General features: G+C 72.6%; 11 protein-coding genes and 1 pseudogene. 4 read left to right on the top strand and 8 right to left on the bottom strand.

The genetic code is table 11. The features are described from left to right. The first annotated feature begins 51 nt into the window (after nucleotides 1-51). A complete protein-coding gene (locus tag ACIBIW_RS07190) occupies nucleotides 52-7,125 on the top strand; it encodes an SDR family NAD(P)-dependent oxidoreductase (protein ID WP_399332816.1) in 7,074 nt (2,357 codons plus the stop codon). Between the two features lie 104 nt (nucleotides 7,126-7,229). On the opposite strand, the gene ACIBIW_RS07195 is transcribed toward ACIBIW_RS07190, so the two are convergent. Beyond that, entirely contained in the window at nucleotides 7,230-7,877 is a 648-nt protein-coding gene (locus ACIBIW_RS07195) for a type III effector protein (protein ID WP_399332818.1), read from the bottom strand. Nucleotides 7,878-8,003: 126 nt separating this feature from the next. On the opposite strand from ACIBIW_RS07195, the gene ACIBIW_RS07200 reads away from it, so the two are divergent. Together ACIBIW_RS07200 and ACIBIW_RS07205 are read left to right on the top strand one after the other, a co-directional pair. Next, on the top strand, nucleotides 8,004-8,435 hold the full coding sequence (locus tag ACIBIW_RS07200) for an Hsp20/alpha crystallin family protein (protein WP_399332820.1): 432 nt from the start codon (nucleotides 8,004-8,006) through the stop codon (nucleotides 8,433-8,435). A gap of 229 nt (nucleotides 8,436-8,664) precedes the next feature. Further along, nucleotides 8,665-9,045, top strand: coding sequence for a DUF2267 domain-containing protein (locus ACIBIW_RS07205; protein ID WP_399332959.1), 381 nt, complete (start codon nucleotides 8,665-8,667; stop codon nucleotides 9,043-9,045). Nucleotides 9,046-9,640: 595 nt separating this feature from the next. On the opposite strand, the gene ACIBIW_RS07210 is transcribed toward ACIBIW_RS07205, so the two are convergent. From ACIBIW_RS07210 to ACIBIW_RS07240, 7 genes are all read right to left on the bottom strand, one after another. Beyond that, on the bottom strand, nucleotides 9,641-10,585 hold the full coding sequence (locus ACIBIW_RS07210; protein ID WP_399332822.1) for a hypothetical protein: 945 nt from the start codon (nucleotides 10,583-10,585) through the stop codon (nucleotides 9,641-9,643). A 41-nt stretch (nucleotides 10,586-10,626) separates the two neighbouring features. Further along, entirely contained in the window at nucleotides 10,627-11,082 is a 456-nt protein-coding gene (locus tag ACIBIW_RS07215; protein ID WP_399332824.1) for an NUDIX domain-containing protein, read from the bottom strand. A gap of 285 nt (nucleotides 11,083-11,367) precedes the next feature. Beyond that, a complete protein-coding gene (locus tag ACIBIW_RS07220) occupies nucleotides 11,368-12,213 on the bottom strand; it encodes a helix-turn-helix domain-containing protein (protein ID WP_399332826.1) in 846 nt (281 codons plus the stop codon). After that, entirely contained in the window at nucleotides 12,213-12,728 is a 516-nt protein-coding gene (locus ACIBIW_RS07225; RefSeq protein WP_399332828.1) for a DUF6879 family protein, read from the bottom strand. The genes ACIBIW_RS07220 and ACIBIW_RS07225 overlap by 1 nt, the downstream gene beginning before the upstream one ends. Next, complete coding sequence (locus ACIBIW_RS07230) at nucleotides 12,709-12,975, bottom strand: hypothetical protein (RefSeq protein ID WP_399332830.1); 267 nt, start codon at nucleotides 12,973-12,975, stop codon at nucleotides 12,709-12,711. Before ACIBIW_RS07230 ends, ACIBIW_RS07225 begins: the two co-directional genes overlap by 20 nt. A 243-nt stretch (nucleotides 12,976-13,218) precedes the next feature. After that, nucleotides 13,219-13,428, bottom strand: coding sequence for a ferredoxin (locus ACIBIW_RS07235; RefSeq protein ID WP_399332832.1), 210 nt, complete (start codon nucleotides 13,426-13,428; stop codon nucleotides 13,219-13,221). A gap of 43 nt (nucleotides 13,429-13,471) precedes the next feature. Next, entirely contained in the window at nucleotides 13,472-14,656 is a 1,185-nt protein-coding gene (locus ACIBIW_RS07240) for a cytochrome P450 (RefSeq protein WP_399332833.1), read from the bottom strand. Nucleotides 14,657-14,924: 268 nt separating this feature from the next. Between ACIBIW_RS07240 and ACIBIW_RS07245 the strand changes: the two are divergent. Continuing rightward, nucleotides 14,925-20,375, top strand: a pseudogene (locus ACIBIW_RS07245) (SDR family NAD(P)-dependent oxidoreductase); the annotation flags it as partial. Nucleotides 20,376-20,385 lie beyond the last annotated feature (10 nt).

Here is a 20,385-nt window from a genome sequence, read left to right on the forward strand (position 1 = left end):
GGCGCGGGGCCACGCAGGATCGCAACAGTTCCGAGAAAGGTTTGGTCAGGCATGCCGGACGAAGACAAGCTCGTCGAGTATCTGAAGCGGGTGACTGCCGACCTGCATCAGACCCGGCAGCGGCTCGAAGAGGCCGAGGCCGGCCGTCAGGAGCCGGTTGCCGTCGTCGGCATGGCCTGCCGGTTCCCCGGCGGGGTGCGCTCGCCCGAGGACCTGTGGCGGATGCTGGAGGGCGGCAGGGACGGCATCGGGGACTTCCCCGCCGACCGCGGCTGGGACCTGGCGACCCTCGCCGGGCAGGGCCCAGGACGCAGCGCGACCCGGCGCGGCGGGTTCCTCGACGACGCCGCCGGGTTCGACCCCGGGTTCTTCGGGATCTCGCCCCGCGAGGCGGTCGCGATGGACCCGCAGCAGCGGATGCTGCTGGAGACGTCGTGGGAGGCGATGGAGAGCGCCAGGCTCGACCCGCGCTCGCTGCGCGGCAGCCGCACCGGCGTGTTCGTCGGCACCAACGGTCAGGACTACGTCCACCTGGTGCTGGCGTCCCGCGAGGACATGGAGGGGCACGCGGGCACCGGGGTGGCCGCGAGCGTCATCTCCGGGCGTCTCTCGTACACCTTCGGCCTCGAAGGGCCCTCCGTCACCGTCGACACGGCCTGCTCCTCCTCGCTGGTGACGATGCACCTGGCCGCGAAGGCGCTGCGGGACGGCGAGTGCGCGCTCGCGCTCGCGGGCGGCGCCACCGTGATGGCGACGTCGGCGAGCTTCGCCGGGTTCACCCGGCAGGGCGGGCTCGCCCCCGACGGCCTGTGCAAGGCGTTCGCGGACGGCGCCGACGGCACCGGATGGTCCGAGGGCGCGGGCATGCTCGTCCTCGAAAAGCTCTCCGACGCCCGCCGTAACGGCCATCCGGTGCTCGCGGTGCTGCGCGGCTCCGCCGTCAACTCCGACGGCGCGTCCAACGGCATCTCCGCGCCCAACGGCCCCTCCCAGCAACGCGTCATCGGGCAGGCGCTCGCGGGCGCGGGGCTCTCCCCCTGCGACGTGGACGTCGTGGAGGCGCACGGCACCGGTACCACGCTGGGTGATCCGATCGAGGCGCAGGCGTTGCTGGCGACGTACGGGCAGGAGCGTGAACGGCCGCTGCTGCTGGGCTCGGTGAAGTCCAACATCGGGCACACCCAGGCCGCCGCGGGCGTCGCCGGGGTCATCAAGGCGGTGCTGGCGCTCGGGCGCGGCGTCGTCCCCCCGACGCTGCACGTGGACGCGCCGTCCTCGCACGTCGACTGGTCGGCGGGCGCCGTGGAACTCGTCACGGCGAACACCGCGTGGCCCGCCGTGGACCGGCCGCGCCGCGCCGCCGTGTCCGCGTTCGGCATCAGCGGCACCAACGCCCACGTCATCCTCGAACAGGCCCCCCAGCAGGTTACGGAGCAGCCGCGCGCCGCGGCCGCGGGCCCCGCGGGGGCCGTGCGCCGTGCGGTGGTGCCGTGGCCGGTGTCCGCACGGAGCGCCGCCGCGCTCGACGCGCAGCTCGCCGCCCTCGACGCGTTCACCGCCGCCCGCCCCGACGTGCCCGCCGTGGACATCGGGCACTCCCTCGCCACCACACGCTCCGCCTTCGAGCACCGCGCCGTGCTCGCCGCGGGCCCCGACGGGGTACGTGAACTCGCGCGCGGCACCGCGGCGGCCCGCCCGCTCGCGGTCCTCTTCACCGGGCAGGGCAGCCAGCGCCCCGGCATGGGCCGCGAACTCGCCGCCGCCTTCCCGGTGTTCGCCGACGCCCTCGACACCGTACTGACCGCACTCGACCGGCACCTCGACCGGCCGCTGCGCGACGTCATGTGGGGCGGCGACGCCGACGCGCTGAACCGCACCGGGCACGCCCAGCCCGCGCTGTTCGCGTTCGAGGTCGCCCTGTACCGGCTCGCGGAGACCTTCGGGCTGCGCGCGGAGCAGTTCGCCGGGCACTCCGTCGGCGAGATCACCGCCGCCCACCTCGCGGGCGTCCTCACCCTGGAGGACGCCTGCGCGCTGGTCGCGGCGCGCGCCAGGCTGATGGACGCGCTGCCGCCCGGCGGCGCCATGGCCGCGGTCGAGGCCACCGAGGACGAGGTGGCGCCGCTGCTCTCGGACGCCGTGTCGATCGCCGCGGTCAACGGCCCCTCCTCCGTGGTGGTCTCGGGCGCCGCCGACGCCGTCGAGGACGTGCTCGCCCGTTTCACCGGCCGCAGGACCTCGCGGCTGCCGGTGTCGCACGCGTTCCACTCGCCGCTGATGGACCCGATGCTCGACGACTTCCGCACCGCCGTCGCGGGCCTCACGTTCACCCCGCCGCGCGTCCCCGTCGTCTCCCACGTCACGAGACGCCCCGTACGGGACGACGAACTGTGCACCCCCGACTACTGGGTCGAGCACGTACGGCGGCCGGTACGGTTCGCCGACAGCGTCCTCGCGCTGCACGAGGCGGGCGCGGGCGCCTTCCTGGAGATCGGCCCCGACGGCGTCCTCACCGCGCTCGCCCGCGAAAGCCTCGACGACGCCACCCCCGCCGCGGGCCCGAGGCCGGTCGCGGTCGCCGCGCAGCGCGCCGACCGCGGCGAGGAGCAGTCCCTGGTGGCCGCGCTCGCCGCGCTGCACACCGCGGGGGTGCCGGTGGACTTCGGCCCGCTGTTCGAGGGCACCGGAGCCCGCACCGTCGACCTGCCCACGTACGCGTTCCAGAACGAGCGCATGTGGCCCTCGCTCCAGGGCGCGGGCACCGCCGACGTGTCGGGGCTCGGCCTGGTCGCGGCCAGGCACCCGCTGCTGGACGCGGCGATGACGGTGGCCGCGTCCGAGCAGACCGTCCTCACCGGGCGGCTCTCCGTGGCCGGGCAGCCCTGGCTCGCCGACCACCGCGTCGGCGACGGCGTCCTCTTCCCCGGCACCGGCTTCCTCGAACTCGCCCTGCGCGCCGCCGACGAGGCGGGCTGCGCCGCCGTGGAGAACCTGGCGCTCGCGGTGCCGCTGATCCTCGGCGAACGCGACGCCTACCTGATCCAGGTCACCGTCGGCGCCCCCACCGACGGCGGCAGGCGCCCCGTCACCATCCACGCCAGGCCCGCGGCGGGCGGCGACTGGACCCGGCACGCCAGCGGCACCCTGGGCCCCGACGCCGTCCCCCCTGCCAACGGGCCTTTCCACACGGCCGTCTGGCCGCCCGAGGGCGCCGAGCCCGTCGAACTCGACGACTTCTACGTACGCTTGGCCAAGTCCGGCCTGGTGTACGGGCCCACGTTCCGCGGGGTGCGCGCCGCGTGGCGGCACGGGGGCGATGTGTTCGCCGAGATCGCGCTGCCCGACGGCGTCGAGGACGCGGGCCGCTACGGTGTGCACCCGGCGCTCCTCGACGCGGCCCTGCACACCACCGTCTTCGTGGAGCGCATGGGCCGCGGCGTGCTCCCGTTCGAGTGGAGCGGGGTGTCCCTGCACGCCACCGGCGCCAGGATGCTGCGGGTGCGCCTCGCGGGCGTCGGCTCGGAGGCGGTGTCGGTGACCGCGGCCGACGCCGCGGGCAACCCCGTGGTCACCGTCTCGGAACTGGGCCTCAGGTCCATGTCGGAACCGGCCGCCGCCGTCGGGCCGCGCTCCGAGGACAGCCTCCCGTTCCTGCTGGAGTGGGTGCCGCTGCGCGGCGCCGAGCCGGTCGCGGGCCTGCGCTGGACCATGCTCGGCGGCGACGCGTTCAGCCTCGCCAACCCCGTCCACCTGGCGGGCGAGCAGGTCGTCGGCTACGCGGACGCCCCCGACGACGGCGGCACCGCCCCCGACGTGTTCCTCGCGCCCGTCGCGGGCGAGGGCGACACCCCCGCCGCCGCGCACACCGCCGCCGCGCACGTACTCGACCTGGTCCAGCGGCTGTTCGCGCGCCCCGGGCTCGACGACGCCCGGATGCTCGTCGTCACCAGGGGCGCCCTCGCCACCGCGGGCGAACCCGTCACCGACGTCGCCGCCGCCGCGGTCTGGGGCCTGGTGCGCGCCGCGCAGGCCGAGAACCCCGGCCGCCTCGTCCTCCTCGACATCGACGCGGACGACCCGCCCGTACCGCTGCTGCTGACCCTCCTCGCCTCCGGCGAGCAGCAGGCCGCGATCCGCGGCGGCGCCCTGCTGACACCCCGCCTCACCAGGGCGGGGGACCGGGGCCTTCCGGCGCCCGTCGGCACCGAGTGGCGGCTCGGCCCGGCCCGCCGCGGCAGCGTCGAAGGACTCGGCATGCTGCCCCGCGACAGCGCCCCGCTCACCGGCCGCCAGGTGCGCGTCGCGGTGCGCGCCGCGGGCCTCAACTTCCGCGACGTGCTCAACGTCCTCGGCATGTACCCGGGCGAGCCCGGCGCGCTCGGCGCCGAGGCGTGCGGCGTGGTCGTGGAGACGGGTCCTGACGCGCTGCTGCTGCACCCGGGCGACCGGGTCGCCGGCATGCTGGCCGGTGCGCTCGGACCTCGCGGCGTCGCCGACGAGCGCATGCTCGTACGCGTCCCCGACACCTGGTCAGACGAGGTCGCGGGCTCCATCCCGCTGGTGTTCCTGACCGCGTACTACTCCCTGGTCGAACTGGCCGGCCTCAAGGCGGGGGAGCGGGTGCTGATCCACGCGGGCGCGGGCGGCGTCGGCATGGCCGCCATCCAGGTCGCCAGGCACCTGGGCGCCGAGGTCTTCGCGACCGCGAGCGAGCCCAAGTGGCAGGTCCTGCGCGACATGGGCCTCGACGAGGGCCACATCGCGTCGTCGCGCACCCTGGACTTCGAGAAGCGCTTCCTCCAGGTCTCCGGCGACCAGGGGCTCGACGTCGTACTCAACGCCCTCGCGGGGGAGTTCGTGGACGCCTCGGCGCGGCTGCTGCGGCCCGGCGGGCGCTTCCTCGAAATGGGCAAGACCGACATCCGCGACCCCGAGTCGCTGCCGGGCGTCTCCTACCGGGCGTTCGACCTCGGCCAGGTGGAGCCCGACACCGTCCAGCGGATGCTGCACGACCTGCTCGCCCTGTTCGCCGACGGAAACCTGGCGCCCGTGCCGGTGCGCTCCTGGGACGTGCGGCGGGCCGCGGAGCCTTTCCGGCTGATGAGCCGCGCCGAGCACATCGGCAAGTTCGTGCTGACGGTGCCGCGCACCTGGGACCGCGACGGCACCGTCCTCATCACCGGCGGCGGCGGGCTCGCCGGGGAGCTGGCCCGCCACCTCGCCACCCGCTGGGGCATGCGGAACCTGCTGATCGCGGGCAGGCGCGGCGCGCACGCCCCCGGCGCCGACGCGCTCGCCGCCGATGTCGCCGCGCAGGGCGCCGAACTCCGCTTCGCCGCCTGCGACGTCACCGACAGGGACGCCCTCGCCGCGCTCCTCGCGGACGTACCCGACGCGCACCCGCTGACCGCGGTCGTGCACACCGCGGGCGTCCTCGACGACGGGCTGATCGCCGACCTGACCCCGCAGCGGCTGGCCGCCGTGCTGCGGCCCAAGGTGGACGCCGCCTGGCACCTGCACGAGCTGACGAAGGACACAGGACTCGCCGGCTTCGTGCTGTTCTCCTCCGTGTCGGGCGTGACCGGCAGCGCGGGGCAGGGCAACTACGCCGCGGCCAACGCGTTCCTCGACGCGCTCGCGCAGCACCGCCGCGCCCTCGGGCTGCCCGCGACCGCGCTCGCCTGGGGCACCTGGGCGGCCCGCTCCGGTATGACCGGCTCCCTCAGCGAGGTGGAGATGCAGCGCCTCGGGCGCTCCGGCATGCCGCCGCTGACGGTGCCGCAGGGCATGGAGCTGTTCGACACGGCGGTCCTCACCGACGAGGCCGCGCAGGTGCCGTTCCTGCTCAACAAGTCCGCCCTGCGCGGCCAGGGCCAGGTGTCGCCGCTGCTGCGGGAGATGGTCACGGAACGCCGCAGGGCCACCGCCGTCTCCGACCCGGGCGCGGGCTCGCTGCGCGACAAGCTCGCCTCCCTCGACGAGGAGGGCCGCGGGGTCCTGCTGAGCGACCTGGTCGTCAACTACGCGGCCGGGCTGCTCGGCCACGCCGACGCGAGCCAGGTCGACCCCGACCGCGCCTTCCTTGAGCTGGGCTTCGACTCCCTCATCGCGATCGAACTGCGCAACCAGCTCTCCGACCTGCTGGGGATGCGGTTGCAGTCCGCGGTCATCTTCGACAGCAGGACCCCGGCAGGGCTCGCCGCCTGGCTGGCCGAGCAGGTGGCGGGGCAGCTCGACCGGGAGGCCGCGGCGGCGCCCGCGCGCACCGGCGGCGCGCCCGTCGAGGAGACCATCTCCGAGGTGTTCTTCTCCGCGGTGCGCTCGGGCCGGGTGCGTGAGGGCATGCGGCTGCTGACCGCGGTCGCCAACACCCGCCCCATGTTCGACAATCCTGCCGAGCTTGAGGAGCTGTCCACGCCCACCACCCTCGCGGAGGGCCCCGGTGAGCCGCGGCTGATCTGTGTGGCCGCGCCCGGCGCGACGGGCGGCGTCCACCAGTACGCGCGACTGGCCGCGCACTTCCGTGGTGAGCGCCAGGTCAGCGCGTTCCCGCTGATGGGCTTCGCCCTCGGCGAGAGCCTGCCCGCGACCCCGGAGGCGGCGATCAGGGTGCTCGCGGAGAGCGCCCTGCACGCGAGCGACGGCGAGCCGTTCGTCCTCGTCGGCCACTCCTCCGCGGGCGCGCTCGCGTACCTCGCGGCCAACATGCTCGCCAACGACTGGGACATGCCGCCCGAGGCGGTCGTCATGCTCGACACCCTCAGCTTCACGTACCGCACGGGCCAGGGCATCGACTTCGACAAGGTCGGCCACTTCTACTTCGCCGACATCGACGCGCCCACCGTCTCCCTGGACAGCGCCCGGCTCTCCGCGATGGCGCACTGGCAGAACAAGGTCGAGGAGATCGAGATCCAGCCGCCCACGGTCCCGACCCTGCTGCTGCGCTGCGGCCGGCTCGCGGACGGCACCCCGATCGACGTGTCGGCCCTGCCCGAGGTCCCGGCCGACGAGATCCGTGTCCTCGACGCCGACCACCTCTCGCTGGCGAAGGAGGACTCGGAGATGACGGCGGGCGTCATCAGGGACTGGCTCGCCACCCTGACGACCGGGGTCCCGACCGCCTGACCCGCCACGGACACCACGGGCCCGGGGGAGGGCTACCCCCGGGCCCGTGGCATGCGCCGCGAGCCGCCGCGGCCCAGGACCAGGGGGTGTGAGGGTGTCGAGGCTCAGGGGGGTGTGAGGTCGTCGAGGCGCGCCGCGAGGTCGGGGTGGGCGGCGGCCAGATGGGGGCGGGTCGCGGCCAGCGGGCCGATCAGCTCGGCGGGGTCGTGGTGGGCGAGCGCTTCGTGGAGCCTGCCGAGCGGGGGCCCCGCCGCGGTCGGCAGGTCGGTGAGCGCGGTGATCCGCCCGGCGATGCTGCGCAGGTCGGCCGCGTTGCGCCGGGCCCAGGTGGCGGTGGTGCGCGCGGCGGCGCGGCGCTCCCTGGTGGCCTGGACGCGTTGCTCCCCGGTGCTTCCCTCGGGCCCTGGACGGCCCCGCAGATAGCGGCGTTCCGCGGCCTGGCGGCTGGCGACGCCGAGGGGGTGGGCGAGGTCGGCCCAGCTCGCGCCCGCGTCGCGCGCGGTCTCGATGAGGTCCGTCTCCCATCCGGCGAGCTGCTCGCGCACCTGCCGCAGCAGCAGGAGGGAGGCCAGGACCTGCTCCGAGCCGACGTCATGGGCCCGCGCGGTGTCGTCGGCCTCGTGGGGTACGCCGCGCACGGCTTCTTCGATGGACCTGAGGGCCGCCGCGGCGGTGAGGAACCGCACGGGGCCGTTCGCGTGGGGGCCGTTCGCGTCGGGTCCTGGCGGGGCCGGCCGGTCGGCTGGGTTCACGGGCACCTCCCTCTACTGTCATCCTCTGGATGACACCGTGTTTGTCATCTACTGGATGACATGTTACAACGGATTCAGCACAGCGCATTGGCAGCAACTGCCCGACCATCCTGGAGGTGTTCTCCCATGTTGATGCGCACCGACCCCTTCCGTGAGCTGGACAGGATCGCCCAGCAGGTCATGGGCTCGGGAACCTGGTCACGTCCCTCCGCCATGCCCATGGACGCCTACCGCGAGGGCGACCAGTACGTGGTGGCGTTCGACATCCCCGGCGTCGCCCCGGACGCGATCGACATCGACGTCGAGCGGAACATGCTGACGGTCAGGGCCGAGCGCAGGCCCGCGACGAACGCCGACAGCGTGCAGATGGAGCTGTCGGAGCGGCCGCTCGGCGCCTTCTCCCGCCAGATCGTGCTGGCCGACACCCTGGACACCGAGCACATCAAGGCCGACTACGACGCCGGTGTGCTCACGCTGCGCATCCCGATCGCCGAGCGCGCGAAGCCCCGCAAGATCGCCATCGGCGGCGGCACCGACCGCAAGGTGATCTCCGGCTGACGCCGGTCCTGAACCGGCCGACGAAGGTGGCGGAGGACGGGCGTCCCCCTCTCCCCCCGGCCCGTCCTCCGCACGCAGCGGACCGCCCCCCCCGGTGGGCCGCGTCCCACCACGCCCCCCCGGTGACCGCACACCGGCACCACGACCCTGGTGACAGAAAGGCAACCACGCAGTGAAGCCCGACCAGAGCGCACCGCTCCGGCAGCCCTACGGCAGGGCGTACGAGCAGATGCTGGAGAAGGTCCGCTACGACGGCGCCTACCCCACCCGAGAGCGCGCCGACGAGGCCGTACGCCTCGTCCTCTCCGGCCTCGGACGCCAGCTCACCGGCGCCGAGCGCGCCGAACTCGCCGCCCGCCTCCCGCGCGAAGCCGCCCGCGTCCTCACCGGCCAGGTCCCCGACGCCCGGCCGCTGCGCGGCTGGGCCTTCGTCAAGGACCTCGCCACCCGCGCCGGTGCCTCCCCGGCCACCACCCGCTGGGACACCGGGTCCGTACTCTCCACGGTGGCGGACTACGCGGGCCCCGACCTGCTGACCCGCATACTCGGCCGCCTCCAGCCCGGCTACGCCCTGCTCTTCGGCCGCGCCGAACTCCTGCCCGCCGCATAGCCTTTGCCCACGACGTGGCCCGGGGCGGCGGCCCGCACCATCTGGCTACGCACGTGATCCAGGAGTCGATGCCCCGGCGTCGCCGCAGCCGTGGTCGGCGCACTCGGTGCGGAACTGGGCCAAGCTTGCAAGCGGTGTTGTCATCGGCCATGGCGCACGCTCTTCGCGGCCTGTCCACGTCAGATGAACCACGGCCCAGGGCAACGGCCGGTCCGCGACCCTGAACAGCACATCGTCGCAGCCTCGGCATCGTGCCGCAGCGGTGGCCTCCGCTCCGTGCAGAGGGTGTCCGGTGGAAAGCTCGCGATGCAACTCCCGCTCGACGTCGTGCATACCACCATCGGGCACCCACCACGAGGCGGGCAGGCCCGAGAGGTCATCCGGCATGTGCGGCATACCGGCATCATGACAGACCGCTCGGACCGACCAGCGCCACTCCGGCATCTGCCCCGCCCGCGCAGCCCGAGGGGGGACTATGGCCGCGTGGGAGCTGGGGGGATCAGGTCCGCCGTTGTTCGTAGAAGGGTGTGATTCGGGGTACTGCCCGCCGCGCGGTGCGGGGACGGCACATGGGCAAGGTCGATCACACGACCGCCTACGCGGTCAGTCCCGGTTGGAAGTAGCGCGGGGTGCGGAACAGCCCCGCGAATGTTCCGGGGCCGTGGCGTTCGTCCAGCCATGCGCCGAGCGTCGTCGTGTCGCCGCTGATGATGGCCTCGACCAGTCGCGTGTGGCATTCGTCTTCTTCTCCCGGGGCGAACTCCCCAAGGAAATGCAAGTACCGGCTGTTCACGCCTGTTTCGTAGTTCCGCAGAGCTGCCGCGTACTGTGTTCGCTCGGTGGATTCCGGCATGTCCGCCGCTCGTCGGCAGTCGTATTCGGTCAGCGTCCCTGTCACGTCCCGGAACGACAGCACGCCGAGAGCGTCCGTGGGTTCCGTGATGTCGAAGCGCTCGGCGGTTTTTCGGGTGAGGGAGCGCGCTTCCCTGTCGCAAGCGCCTTCCATGACGATTCCGAGATTGCGCGTGTGGCGGCTTCCATGTTCGTCGGCGACCGAGTACGCCTGGCCAGTTGCGCGGCGGTAGTTGATTCCGTACTGCGTACGCACGGGCAAGCCTGCCATTTCCACATACCGGCGACGTGATCCGTAGTGAAGGCAGTCATGGGCGTACGCGCGCAGCAGGTCGAGCAGCGCCAGGGCGGGGTGCTCGGGGGTTCGCCGTTCCATTGGTCCGTGCATGGTGATGACGGCGATCATCTGTAGATGCCGGTATCCCTGGTCCTGGTGATGGAATCCGCCGAACGCCCCGGGACGGGTGGATTCGCAGCCGACCAACACGCGATCGAGCGGCAGCAGGCGAGACAGCCCGTAGCCCGCGTACCGGCGCGTGGCATCCTCCACACCGGCGTGGAACGGCGCGGTGTCGATTCCGTCCGCCGCCCATCGGCTGAGGATTTCCGAGAGCGGGCGGAACACGTGAGCGGGGTGCTTGTCCGTGAGCGGGGACGCGTCAGCGCGCATGGCGGAAAGGGCCGCCATCGCTCGCGCTCCCGTGACGGACTCGTTCGGGGCGAGTTCCGCTAATCCGGGGAACTCGTCTTGATGAGCTGAATGTGAGACTCCTGCATCCCTTCCGGGAGCATGTCCGGGCTGAACCACTTCGCCTCCAGGATCTCGAAGCCGTCAATCTTGAGCGTCCCGCCCACGTGCAGAGCCTCGTACGCGATTTCCATGCGGAGCTTGTATCCGCTGGTTACCTGAACGAGTCGCCCCGGTTCCACATCAAGGCTCGTTTCTTCTTTGACCTCACGGACGATGGTTCTCGGAAATTCTTCGCTCTTGATGGCGTAACCGGTAGGAAGGCCCCACGGCCGGTCGGCCGGCCACATGCGGTGTTTCAGCAGAAGGATTTCCCCCGCTTCATTGCGCACAACGCCCGTGACGCCGACCATGAATTTGGCGTGGGCAAGCCACAGCACACGCCATTGCAACGGGCCGCGAATCAGCTTCCACATTCGCGCGACGATCCGCTTCATATGCACCCTTTCAATAAGGCAAGCACGTCCGGCGCTTGCGCGCTGCCGGCTCAACCTATGCTGCTCCCCAACGGGATGCAGTCCGGGCAGTCGTCCGGGTGGAACGGCGACTGCCCGATACGATGGGCGAAGAGAGGATGGGCACAGCGTCTCCCCGCCCAAGCTGGTGCACTCGGGCAGGTTCGCGACTCGCTCATGCCGACCCCTTCGCGTCGTCCGGATCACGACAACGCTAGGAGCGCCAGATCCTCAACTCACAGCCGATTGCACGTGATTGCACAGGAATCAGGTCAGCGAGGCCCGTGCCTTGTGGATCAGCGCCCGAGCCCGTGTGCCGTAGACGGCCATGTCGGCGAACGTCGTATACGCATCCGCGTACGCCTTGACCTCGCTGGGCTGAGTCAGCGTCAAGTAGCCAGAAACCAATTCCACGTTGACCTGCGCGTTGTCATAGATCCAAAAGTTCTCCACCGGAAGCTGTGGGCGTTGCTGAGCAATCGGGACAACCCCCAGGCTCACATTGGGCAGAGCACTCACGTAGAGCAGATGGTCTAGCTGTTCTTCTTGTGCTTCGGCACTGCTGAGCGTGTTTCTGAGCACTGGTTCCTCGATCAGGAAAGCGAAAACCCGCTGTCCTTCACGCAGCACTCGCTGCCGTTCCATGCGAGCGGCAACCGCGTCGGCGACATCGTCCATTGAAACTCGCTGTTGCTGAATAGTCCGAAGTACGTCCTCGGTGTACTGGTGAGTCTGAAGGAGTCCGGGGAGCGCCCACACGCTATATGAGCGAAACCGTCTAGTGCGCTGATATAGCGGTAGCCGTTCCTCTTGGGACCGTTTGAGTCCCGCCCGTTCCAGACGGCGCCACGTCAACCATGTACCCTCAGCGGCACGGAGCGAGGCGATGAGGTCGGCAGTGTGGTCCTCCGCATCGCACGCCCGACACCACAGCCGAATATCATTCTCACTCGGTTGGGTCTTCGCTGTCGAGATCCGTGAAACTTTGGACGGGTGCCAACCGCACAGGGCAGCGAGATCCTTGCCGTCCAGCCCGGCGTCCTTGACCAACTCCCGCAGCCGGCCGGCCAAAGCCTGCCGGGCCTCCTGGACACTGGATGATGCTGATCGCACTAGACCGGCTTGTACTCCTCGTGAGGTGTTGCCCGTGCCCAGACGGCATCGAATGCCTTGACGCACCACGCGGCCAGGGGCGCGTCGTTGACGTATTCGCGCTCCTTGAGAATACCGTCCCCGCTGAAGTGATGGAATAGCACCAGCTCACCGTCGAACACCCAGAAATCCACAGCGGGAACGGCGAGATCTTTGGCCTGGTGCCGCGGAAGCCAACGGACATCTTCACCAGCAGCGATATTGGTCAGCGCGTAGTCATATTCCCACCGAACGTACTCCGTCAGAGGTTCGGAAACCACGCGCGCACGACGAACCGATACCCCGCGCGACACTGAAGCCTGTACCACGTCGTGCCAACCCTCCCACCAGTCTGCCCGGTTGTCCGGCGTGAATGTGCGGCGGCCCTCACGCCATGCGAGGAAATCGGGATCAGTGCTCGCGTACTGATCGCGAACCTCCAGGTGGATCGCAGTTTGTCGCGTACGCGACAGCGGCTCACGTGCCGGGGGTTTCATCGTCGCTGCTCCCGTCCGGTCGCGAGATGTACTGGATCATGATCCTGGGCAGCCGAATGATGGCTTCGTGGTCCGGGACGTCCGTGCCGTGGCCGGGAATCGAACCGGCCTCCTGGCACGCTTTCACCTCCTCCTCGGTGGCTCGGTAGGACTGGATCAGCAGGTCTCCACTGTCCTCGTCCAACCAGATGGTGGGTGAGTCGTCCTTGCCGGTGTTGGGGATGATCCCGAGGAAACGCAAGCGCATGACCTCTCCTTGCGCCGATCCGATTGCAGCGGATTGCTTGAGCGTCGCCCACCCGGTACCGGCGGTCAAGGGGGCCTGACCACGGTGACGTTGACGCAACGCGACAGAGTGAGTCCCGTCCTGACCGCGGAGTTCGTCGCGCTGGTCGGTGATCTGTCCGGTTACCGTCCCGCGGGACTCAGGACGGCGGTTCCAGCAACCTGCACCGGCCTCGGCGTCCGGTCGCCCCCCACCCCCACCCCGCTACTCCCCCACCCCCGTCAAGCCGATCGCCCGGGACGGGCAGATGGAGAGGGCCATTTTGGCCGCTTTCAGTTGTTCGTCCGACGGTTCGGGTTCGAGTACCGTCACGAAGCCGTCCTCGTCCTGGTCGAAGACGTCCGGTGCGGTGAGCACGCACTGGCCCGCGCCCACGCAGACGTCGGTGTCCGCGGTGATCCGTTGTGTCGTCATGTCCTGTTGCCCGACCTCTCCACGTCGTCCGGGGCCTGCCCGTTCACCAGCGCACCGGCAGCGAGTTGAGGCCGAAGATCACACCGTCGCAGCGGAACGGCAGCTCCTCGACGCCCACCGCCATCGCCACCTCCGGGAGCCGTTCGAAGAGCGTCCGGTACGCGATGTCCAGCTCGGCCCGCACCAGGTTCTGGCCGAGGCACTGGTGCACCCCGTAGCCGAAGGCGACATGGTGGCGCACCGAGCGCTCGGGGTCGAACTTGTGGGGGCACTCGAACGCCGACTCGTCGTGGTTGGCGCCGCCGACGAGCGGCACGACGCCCTCGCCCTTCTTCACGAGCTGCCCGCCGATCTCGACGTCGTCGGTCGCGACCCGCAGTGAGACGAAGTCCGCCACCGAGTAGTAGCGCAGCACCTCCTCGACCACCCGCTCGTCGCCGATCCACTGCCGGTTCATCAGCAGCGTCATCAGGCCGAGCGCCATGTTGCTCGCGGTGGTCTCCTGCCCGGCGATCAGCAGCAGCATCGACGCGCCGGAGATCTCCATCGGGGACAGCGCCTCCGACTTCAGCATGACGCTGATCAAGTCGTCACCCGGGCGCTTCTGCCTGATCCTGATCAGCCGGTTGAGGTAGCGCATGATCAGCCGGGTCGCCTCGTCGCGCTCGTCGTGGCTCGCGTTCAGCGACACCAGCGAGCGGATCCTGGACTCGAAGAACCCGCGGTCGATCTTCGGCACCCCGAGCAGCGCCGAGATCACCAGCGAGGGCACCGGCGTCACGAAGTCCGCGACGAGGTCGGCGGTGTTCCCCGTCTCCTTGCCCTTCTCGACCAGCGCGTCGATGACACCGTCCACGACCTCCTGGATCGCGGGCCGCAACTGCCGCACCCTGCGCACCGTGAACTCCGGGATCAGCGCCTTGCGGAACCGGTCGTGCTCCGGCGGGTCGAGCGCCACGAACCAGCCGGGGATCTGGTCCTGGCTCGGCACACCGCCGGTGCGCCCCGTGCTGGGGAAGCCGGGGTGCGCGGGATTGGAGCTGATCTTCGGGTTGGTGAGGACGGCACGCACCTCCTCGTACCGGGTCACCAGCCACACCCTCGCACCGGTCGGCATCGTGGACCACACCAGGCCCTCGCGCTCCCGGTAGCTCGTGTACTCCGGCGGCGGTCCTGGGTTGCCTGGCCGCCGCAGCGGGAAATCTACGAGTTCAGCGCTCATCGCCATGTCCGGGGTTCCCATTTCGGTCAGCGGGTTCGACAGGTCCGCCGGATCGCCGGCCGCGCGGCGGCATGGTCCGACAAGGTAACGCTGACAGGTCAAGTCGAGGACTTTCCCTAACTTCGCTCCGCTACCGCCCCTGCCTACCTCCGCGCCCCCTGGCTCTAGGGAATTCCCAGCCCGCCCGCTCGTAGGGTCCAGCCGATGGCAAACGCGCACCGGTCCGGCTGAGGGGACTTGACTGATGAGGAGCCAAGCCGGCGATCCCGCGCCGGAACCGGTCGTCGTGGTGGGCATGGGCTGCCGCCTCCCCGGCGGTGTCGGCTCGCCCGACGAGCTGTGGCGGCTGTGCCTCGACGGCACCGATGTCGTCACCGAGTTCCCCGCGGGCCGCGGCTGGGACGTCGCGGACCTTTACCACCCGGACCCTGACCACCCCGGCACCACCCACACCGGGGTCGGCGGGTTCCTGCACGACGCCGACGCCTTTGACCCCGCCTTCTTCGGCATCTCGCCCCGGGAGGCGCTGGCCACCGACCCCCAGCAGCGGCTGCTGCTCGAAGTGGCGTGGGAGGCGCTGGAGCGCTCCGGCATCGACCCGCTGTCGCTGCGCGGCACCGACACGGGGGTGTTCGCGGGCGTCATGTACGACGACTACGCGACGTTGCTGCGCGACCCGGCGTTCGAGGGCTTCCGCGGCAACGGCAGTTGGCCCAGCATGGCGTCGGGCCGCGTCTCGTACACCCTGGGCCTCGAAGGGCCCACCCTCACCGTGGACACCGCGAGTTCCTCGTCGCTGGTGGCGCTGCACCTCGCGGTGCGCGCGCTGCGCTCAGGGGAGTGCTCGACGGCCCTCGCGGGCGGTGTCACCGTGATGGCGACGCCCGGCATCTTCGTGGAGTTCTCCCGGCAGCGCGGGCTCTCCCCCGACGGCACCTGCAAGTCGTTCTCGGACACGGCGGACGGCACCGGGTGGTCGGAGGGCGCCGGGATGCTCGTCCTGGAACGGCAGTCGGACGCCCTCGCCCGCGGCCACGACATCCTGGCCGTGGTACGCGGCTCCGCCGTCAACTCGGACGGCGCCTCCAGTTCCCTCACCGCCCCCGAGGGCCCCGCGCAGGAGCGCGTCATCAGGTCGGCGCTCGCCGACGCGGGCCTCGCCCCCGCGGACGTCGACGTCATCGAGGCGCACGGCAGCGGCACCCTGCTCGGCGACCCCGTCGAGGCGCAGGCGCTCCTCGCGACCTACGGGCAGGACAGGACGGAGCCCGCGCTGATCGGCTCCGTGAAGTCCGCCGTGGGACACACCCAGGCCGCGGGCGGTGTCACCGGGGTCATCAAGGCCGTCCAGGCGCTGCGGCACGGTGTGGTGCCCGCGATCAGGCACCTGCGCGCGCCCACACCGCGCGCCGACTGGTCGGCGGGCGCCGCCCGGCTCGTCACCGAGCACACCGCCTGGCCGGAGACCGGCCGCCCGCGCCGCGCCGCGGTCTCCTCGTTCGGGCTCAGCGGCACCAACGCCCATCTGATCCTCGAAGCGGCCCCGCCCGCCACCACGCCGGAGGCGTCCGAGGAGCCCGGGGCCGCCGGGGCCGCCGGGGCCACGGTGCCGTGGCTGGTGTCCGGCGCGTCCCGTGCCGCCCTCGACGGCCAACTGGCCAGGCTGCGCCCCGCCGCGGCCGGGCTGCGCCCGCTGGACGTGGGCCGCTCCCTGCTCGACCGCTCGCTCTTCCCGCACCGCGCGGTGCTGCTCGGCTCCGCGGACGGTGCGGTCGAGGTGGCGCGCGGGGAGGCCGTGGGGCGTCGTCGCCTGGGGGTGGTGTTCTCCGGGCAGGGTTCCCAACGGCTGGGTATGGGGCGGGAGTTGTACGGCCGCTACCCGGTGTTCGCGGCGGCGTTCGACGAGGTGCTGCGCTACTTCGGCGGGCTGCGTGACGTGGTGTGGGGCGACGATGCCGAGGTGCTGAACCGCACGGGGTGGGCGCAGCCCGCGCTGTTCGCGGTAGAGGTGGCGCTGTTCCGGCTCGCGGAGTCGGTCGGGGTCGAGCCCGAGTACGTCGGCGGGCACTCCATCGGCGAGGTGGCGGCCGCGCATGTCGCCGGGGTGTTCTCGCTGCCCGACGCCTGCGCCCTCGTGGCGGCACGTGCGCGGCTGATGGAGGCGCTGCCCCGCGGCGGCGCCATGGCCGCCGTGCGGGCCACCGAGGCCGAGGTCGCCCCGCTGCTCGGCGAGGGTGTGTCGATCGCCGCCGTGAACGGGCCCTCATCGGTGGTCGTCGCGGGCGTCGAGGCCGCCGTGGAGGCGGTGGCGGGCAAGGTGCGCGCGGAGGGCCGCAAGACGTCTCGGCTGCGGGTGTCGCACGCGTTCCACTCCCCGCTGATGGACCCGATGCTCGACGAGTTCGGGGCGGCCGTCGCGGGGCTTGACTTCCACGAGCCGGCCATCCCCGTCGTGTCGAACGTGACGGGCGCGCTCGCCCGTCCCGGGCAGCTCACCGACCCCGGCTACTGGGTGCGGCACGTCCGCGCGGCCGTACGGTTCGCCGACGGCCTCGCGGCCATGCGGGACGCCGGGGTCGACACCCTGCTCGAACTCGGCCCCGACGGTGTGCTGACGGCGCTCGCCGGTGACGCGGTGCCCGCCGTCGACGCGGTGGCCGCGCTGCGCGGGGACCGCGACGAGCACACCGCCTGGCTCTGCGCCCTGGCGCGGCTGCACGTGGCGGGCCTGGCCGTGGACTGGCGGACGCAGTTCGAGGGCCGCGGCGCCCGGCGGGTGGAGCTGCCCACGTACGCCTTCCAGCGGGAGCGCTACTGGCCCGCGGGCGCCGCGGGCACCGGGGACGCGCCCGGACTCGGGCTGCGCGCCGTCGCGCATCCGCTGCTCGGCGCCATGGTGCAGCTCGCGGGCGAGGACGGCCTCGTCTTCACCTCGCGGCTCTCCGTGCGCACCCACCCCTGGCTCGCCGACCGGCGGGTGATGGGCCGGGTGGTGTTCCCCGACACCGGGTTCGTGGAACTCGCCTTCGCCGCCGCCGACCAGGTCGGCTGCGGCCGGGTCGACGAACTCACCCTCGCCGCGCCCCTGATGCTGCCCGAGTCGGGCGCCGTACAGCTCCAGGTCCGCATCAGCGAGCCCGAGGACGCCGGGCGGCGCATGATGACGGTGCACTCGCGGGTGGACGACGCGGGCGACGAGCCGTGGACGCTGCATGTGTCCGGGTTCGTCGCCGCCGAGATCCCGGCGCCGCCGCGCGGCCCCGCCGCCACCGGGTGGCCCCCGGCCACCGCACGCCGGGTACCCGCCGAGCGCTGCTACGAGGACCTGGAGGCGGCCGGGTTCGAGTACCGGGGCGCCTTCCGCGGGCTGCGGGCGGTGTGGCGGGCGGGCGACGAGGTGTTCGCGCAGGTCGCACTGCCCGAAGGCGCCCGAGGCGGCGGGGAGTTCGGCCTGCACCCGGCGCTGCTCGACGCGGCGCTGCACGCGGCGGGCCTGGCGGACCTCGGCGTCGAGCCGGGCGCGCAACTGCTGGCGGTCGCCGGGGTCACCCTGCACGCGTCGAGCGCCTGCGAGGTGTGGCTGCGGCTCGCGCGCCGCGGGCGCGACACCTTCGCGGTGGAGATCGCCGACGTGGCGGGCGAGCCGGTCGCCACCGTGGACAAGCTGACCCTGCGCACCATGCCCGCGGGCTGGTTCCGCCAGGCGCCGATCGGGCCGGAATCCCTCCAGTGGCTCAACTGGGCCCCCGCCGACGGCGGTTCGTACGACGGCCAGGACGCCCTGGACGACGGGCGGTTCGGGGTGCTCACGGACTGCGGCGAGTTCGCCGGGATCGGGCTGCCCGCGTACCGCACCCTCGCAGAACTCGGCGCGTGCGGCGACCCGGGCTCGGTGCCCGGCTTCGTACTGCACCATGTCGCGGGCGGCAGGGGGCTCTCGCCCGCCGCGGTCCGCGACCTGACCGCCTCTCAGCTCGACCTGGTGCGCGACTGGCTGTCGGACAAGCGGCTCGCCGACTCCTGCCTGGTGCTGGTGACACGCCACGCCACCACGGGCGCCGACCCGGCCGTCGCCGCCCTGTGGGGCCTGGTGCGCTCGGCGCAACTCGACCACGGCGGCCGGCTGCTCCTGCTCGACCTGCCGGAACTGCCCGAGGAAACAGCCGACATACGGCCGGGGGCGCTCGGCGCGGTGCTGCGCCCCGTACTGCCCGCGCTGCCGGGGCTGCTCGCCGCCGGGGAGACCCAGCTCGTACTGCGCGGCGGCGCCCTCGCCGTGGGCCGTCTCACCCGGATGCCGGCCACACCGCCCGCCGCGGGCCGCCCGGGCACCGGGCGGTGGGACCCGAACGGCACGGTGCTGATCACCGGCGCCTCCGGCGGCCTCGGCGGCGAGATCGCCCGGCACCTGGTGGCCAGGCACGGCATCCGCAGGCTGCTGCTCGCGGGCCGCCGCGGCGTCGAGTCCCCCGACGCGCTCGCGCTGCACGCGGAGTTGACGGCGCACGGCGCCGACGTGGAGTTCGTCACCTGCGACGTCACCGACAGGACCGCGGTCGCCGCGCTGCTCGGCCGCATCGACGCGGCGCACCCGCTGACCGCGGTGGTGCACGCGGCGGGCGTCCCCGACGACGACCCCTTCGACGCGCTGACCGCACACCACCTGGGCGAGGTGCTGCGGCCCAAGGTGGACGCCGCCTGCCATCTGCACGAGCTGACCGCCCGCCTCGACCTGGCCGCGTTCGTCCTGTGCTCGGCGGTGACCGGTGTCATCGGCGGCGCACGGCAGGCCGCGGACGCCGCCGCCAACGCGTTCCTCGACGCGCTCGCCCGCTACCGGCACGGCCTCGGACTGCCCGCGGTGTCCGTCGGGTTCGGGCCGCTCACCCGGGCCGACGAGGAGTGGGACAGGCCGGGCGCGACCCCGCCAGGGCCGCTGACACCGCTCACCCCCGAGCGCAGCATGGCCATGCTCGACGCGGCCATGGCCAGCGGCGAGCCCGCCGTGGTCACCGCCGACTGGGACCCGGTGGCGCTGCGCGCGAGCGGCCCCGTGCCCGCGGTGCTCGCCGACCAGTTCCGCGGCGGCGACCGCGCGTCCCGCCCCACCGCCGCCACCGCCGCCACCGCCGCCACCGCCGCCACCGCCGCCACCGCGGGCCCCGCCGTGCCGGGGCCGCGCGCCCCCGAGGCGGTGTCGTTCGTGGAGCGGCTTGCCGGGATGCGGGAGGCGGAACGCACCCGCGCGGTCCTCGCGATGGTCCGCGACGAGGCCGCGCACGTCCTCGGGCACGGCGTCGGCACGGACGTCCCCGCCGACAGCGAGTTCAAGGCGCTCGGCTTCGGGTCGCTGACCGCGGTGGAGCTGCGGGGCAGGCTCGCCCGGGCCACCGGGCTCACCGTGCCCGCCACCCTGCTGTACGACCACCCGACGCCCGGGTCCGTCGCCGCGTTCCTCACCGGGAGGCTGGCCGTGGGGCGCGACCGCAGCGGCGGTGTCTTCGCCGAGGTCGAACGCCTGGAGACGGCGCTGTGGCCGTCGGGCGACGAGGCGCCGTGCCTGGAGCGCGGCCACGAGGAGCTGGCGCGGCGCCTTGAGGGGATCGCCGCCCGGCTGCGGGTCCCCGCGGGGCCCGAGGCGCCCGCACCGTACGCGGACGACATCAGCACGGCCCCGGTCGACAAGCTGCTCGACCTGATTGACGACGAATTCGACCTGTCATGAGCGGGCGCGG

This window comes from Streptomyces sp. NPDC050560 (assembly GCF_044457285.1).
Classification (GTDB): Bacteria; Actinomycetota; Actinomycetes; order Streptomycetales; family Streptomycetaceae; genus Streptomyces.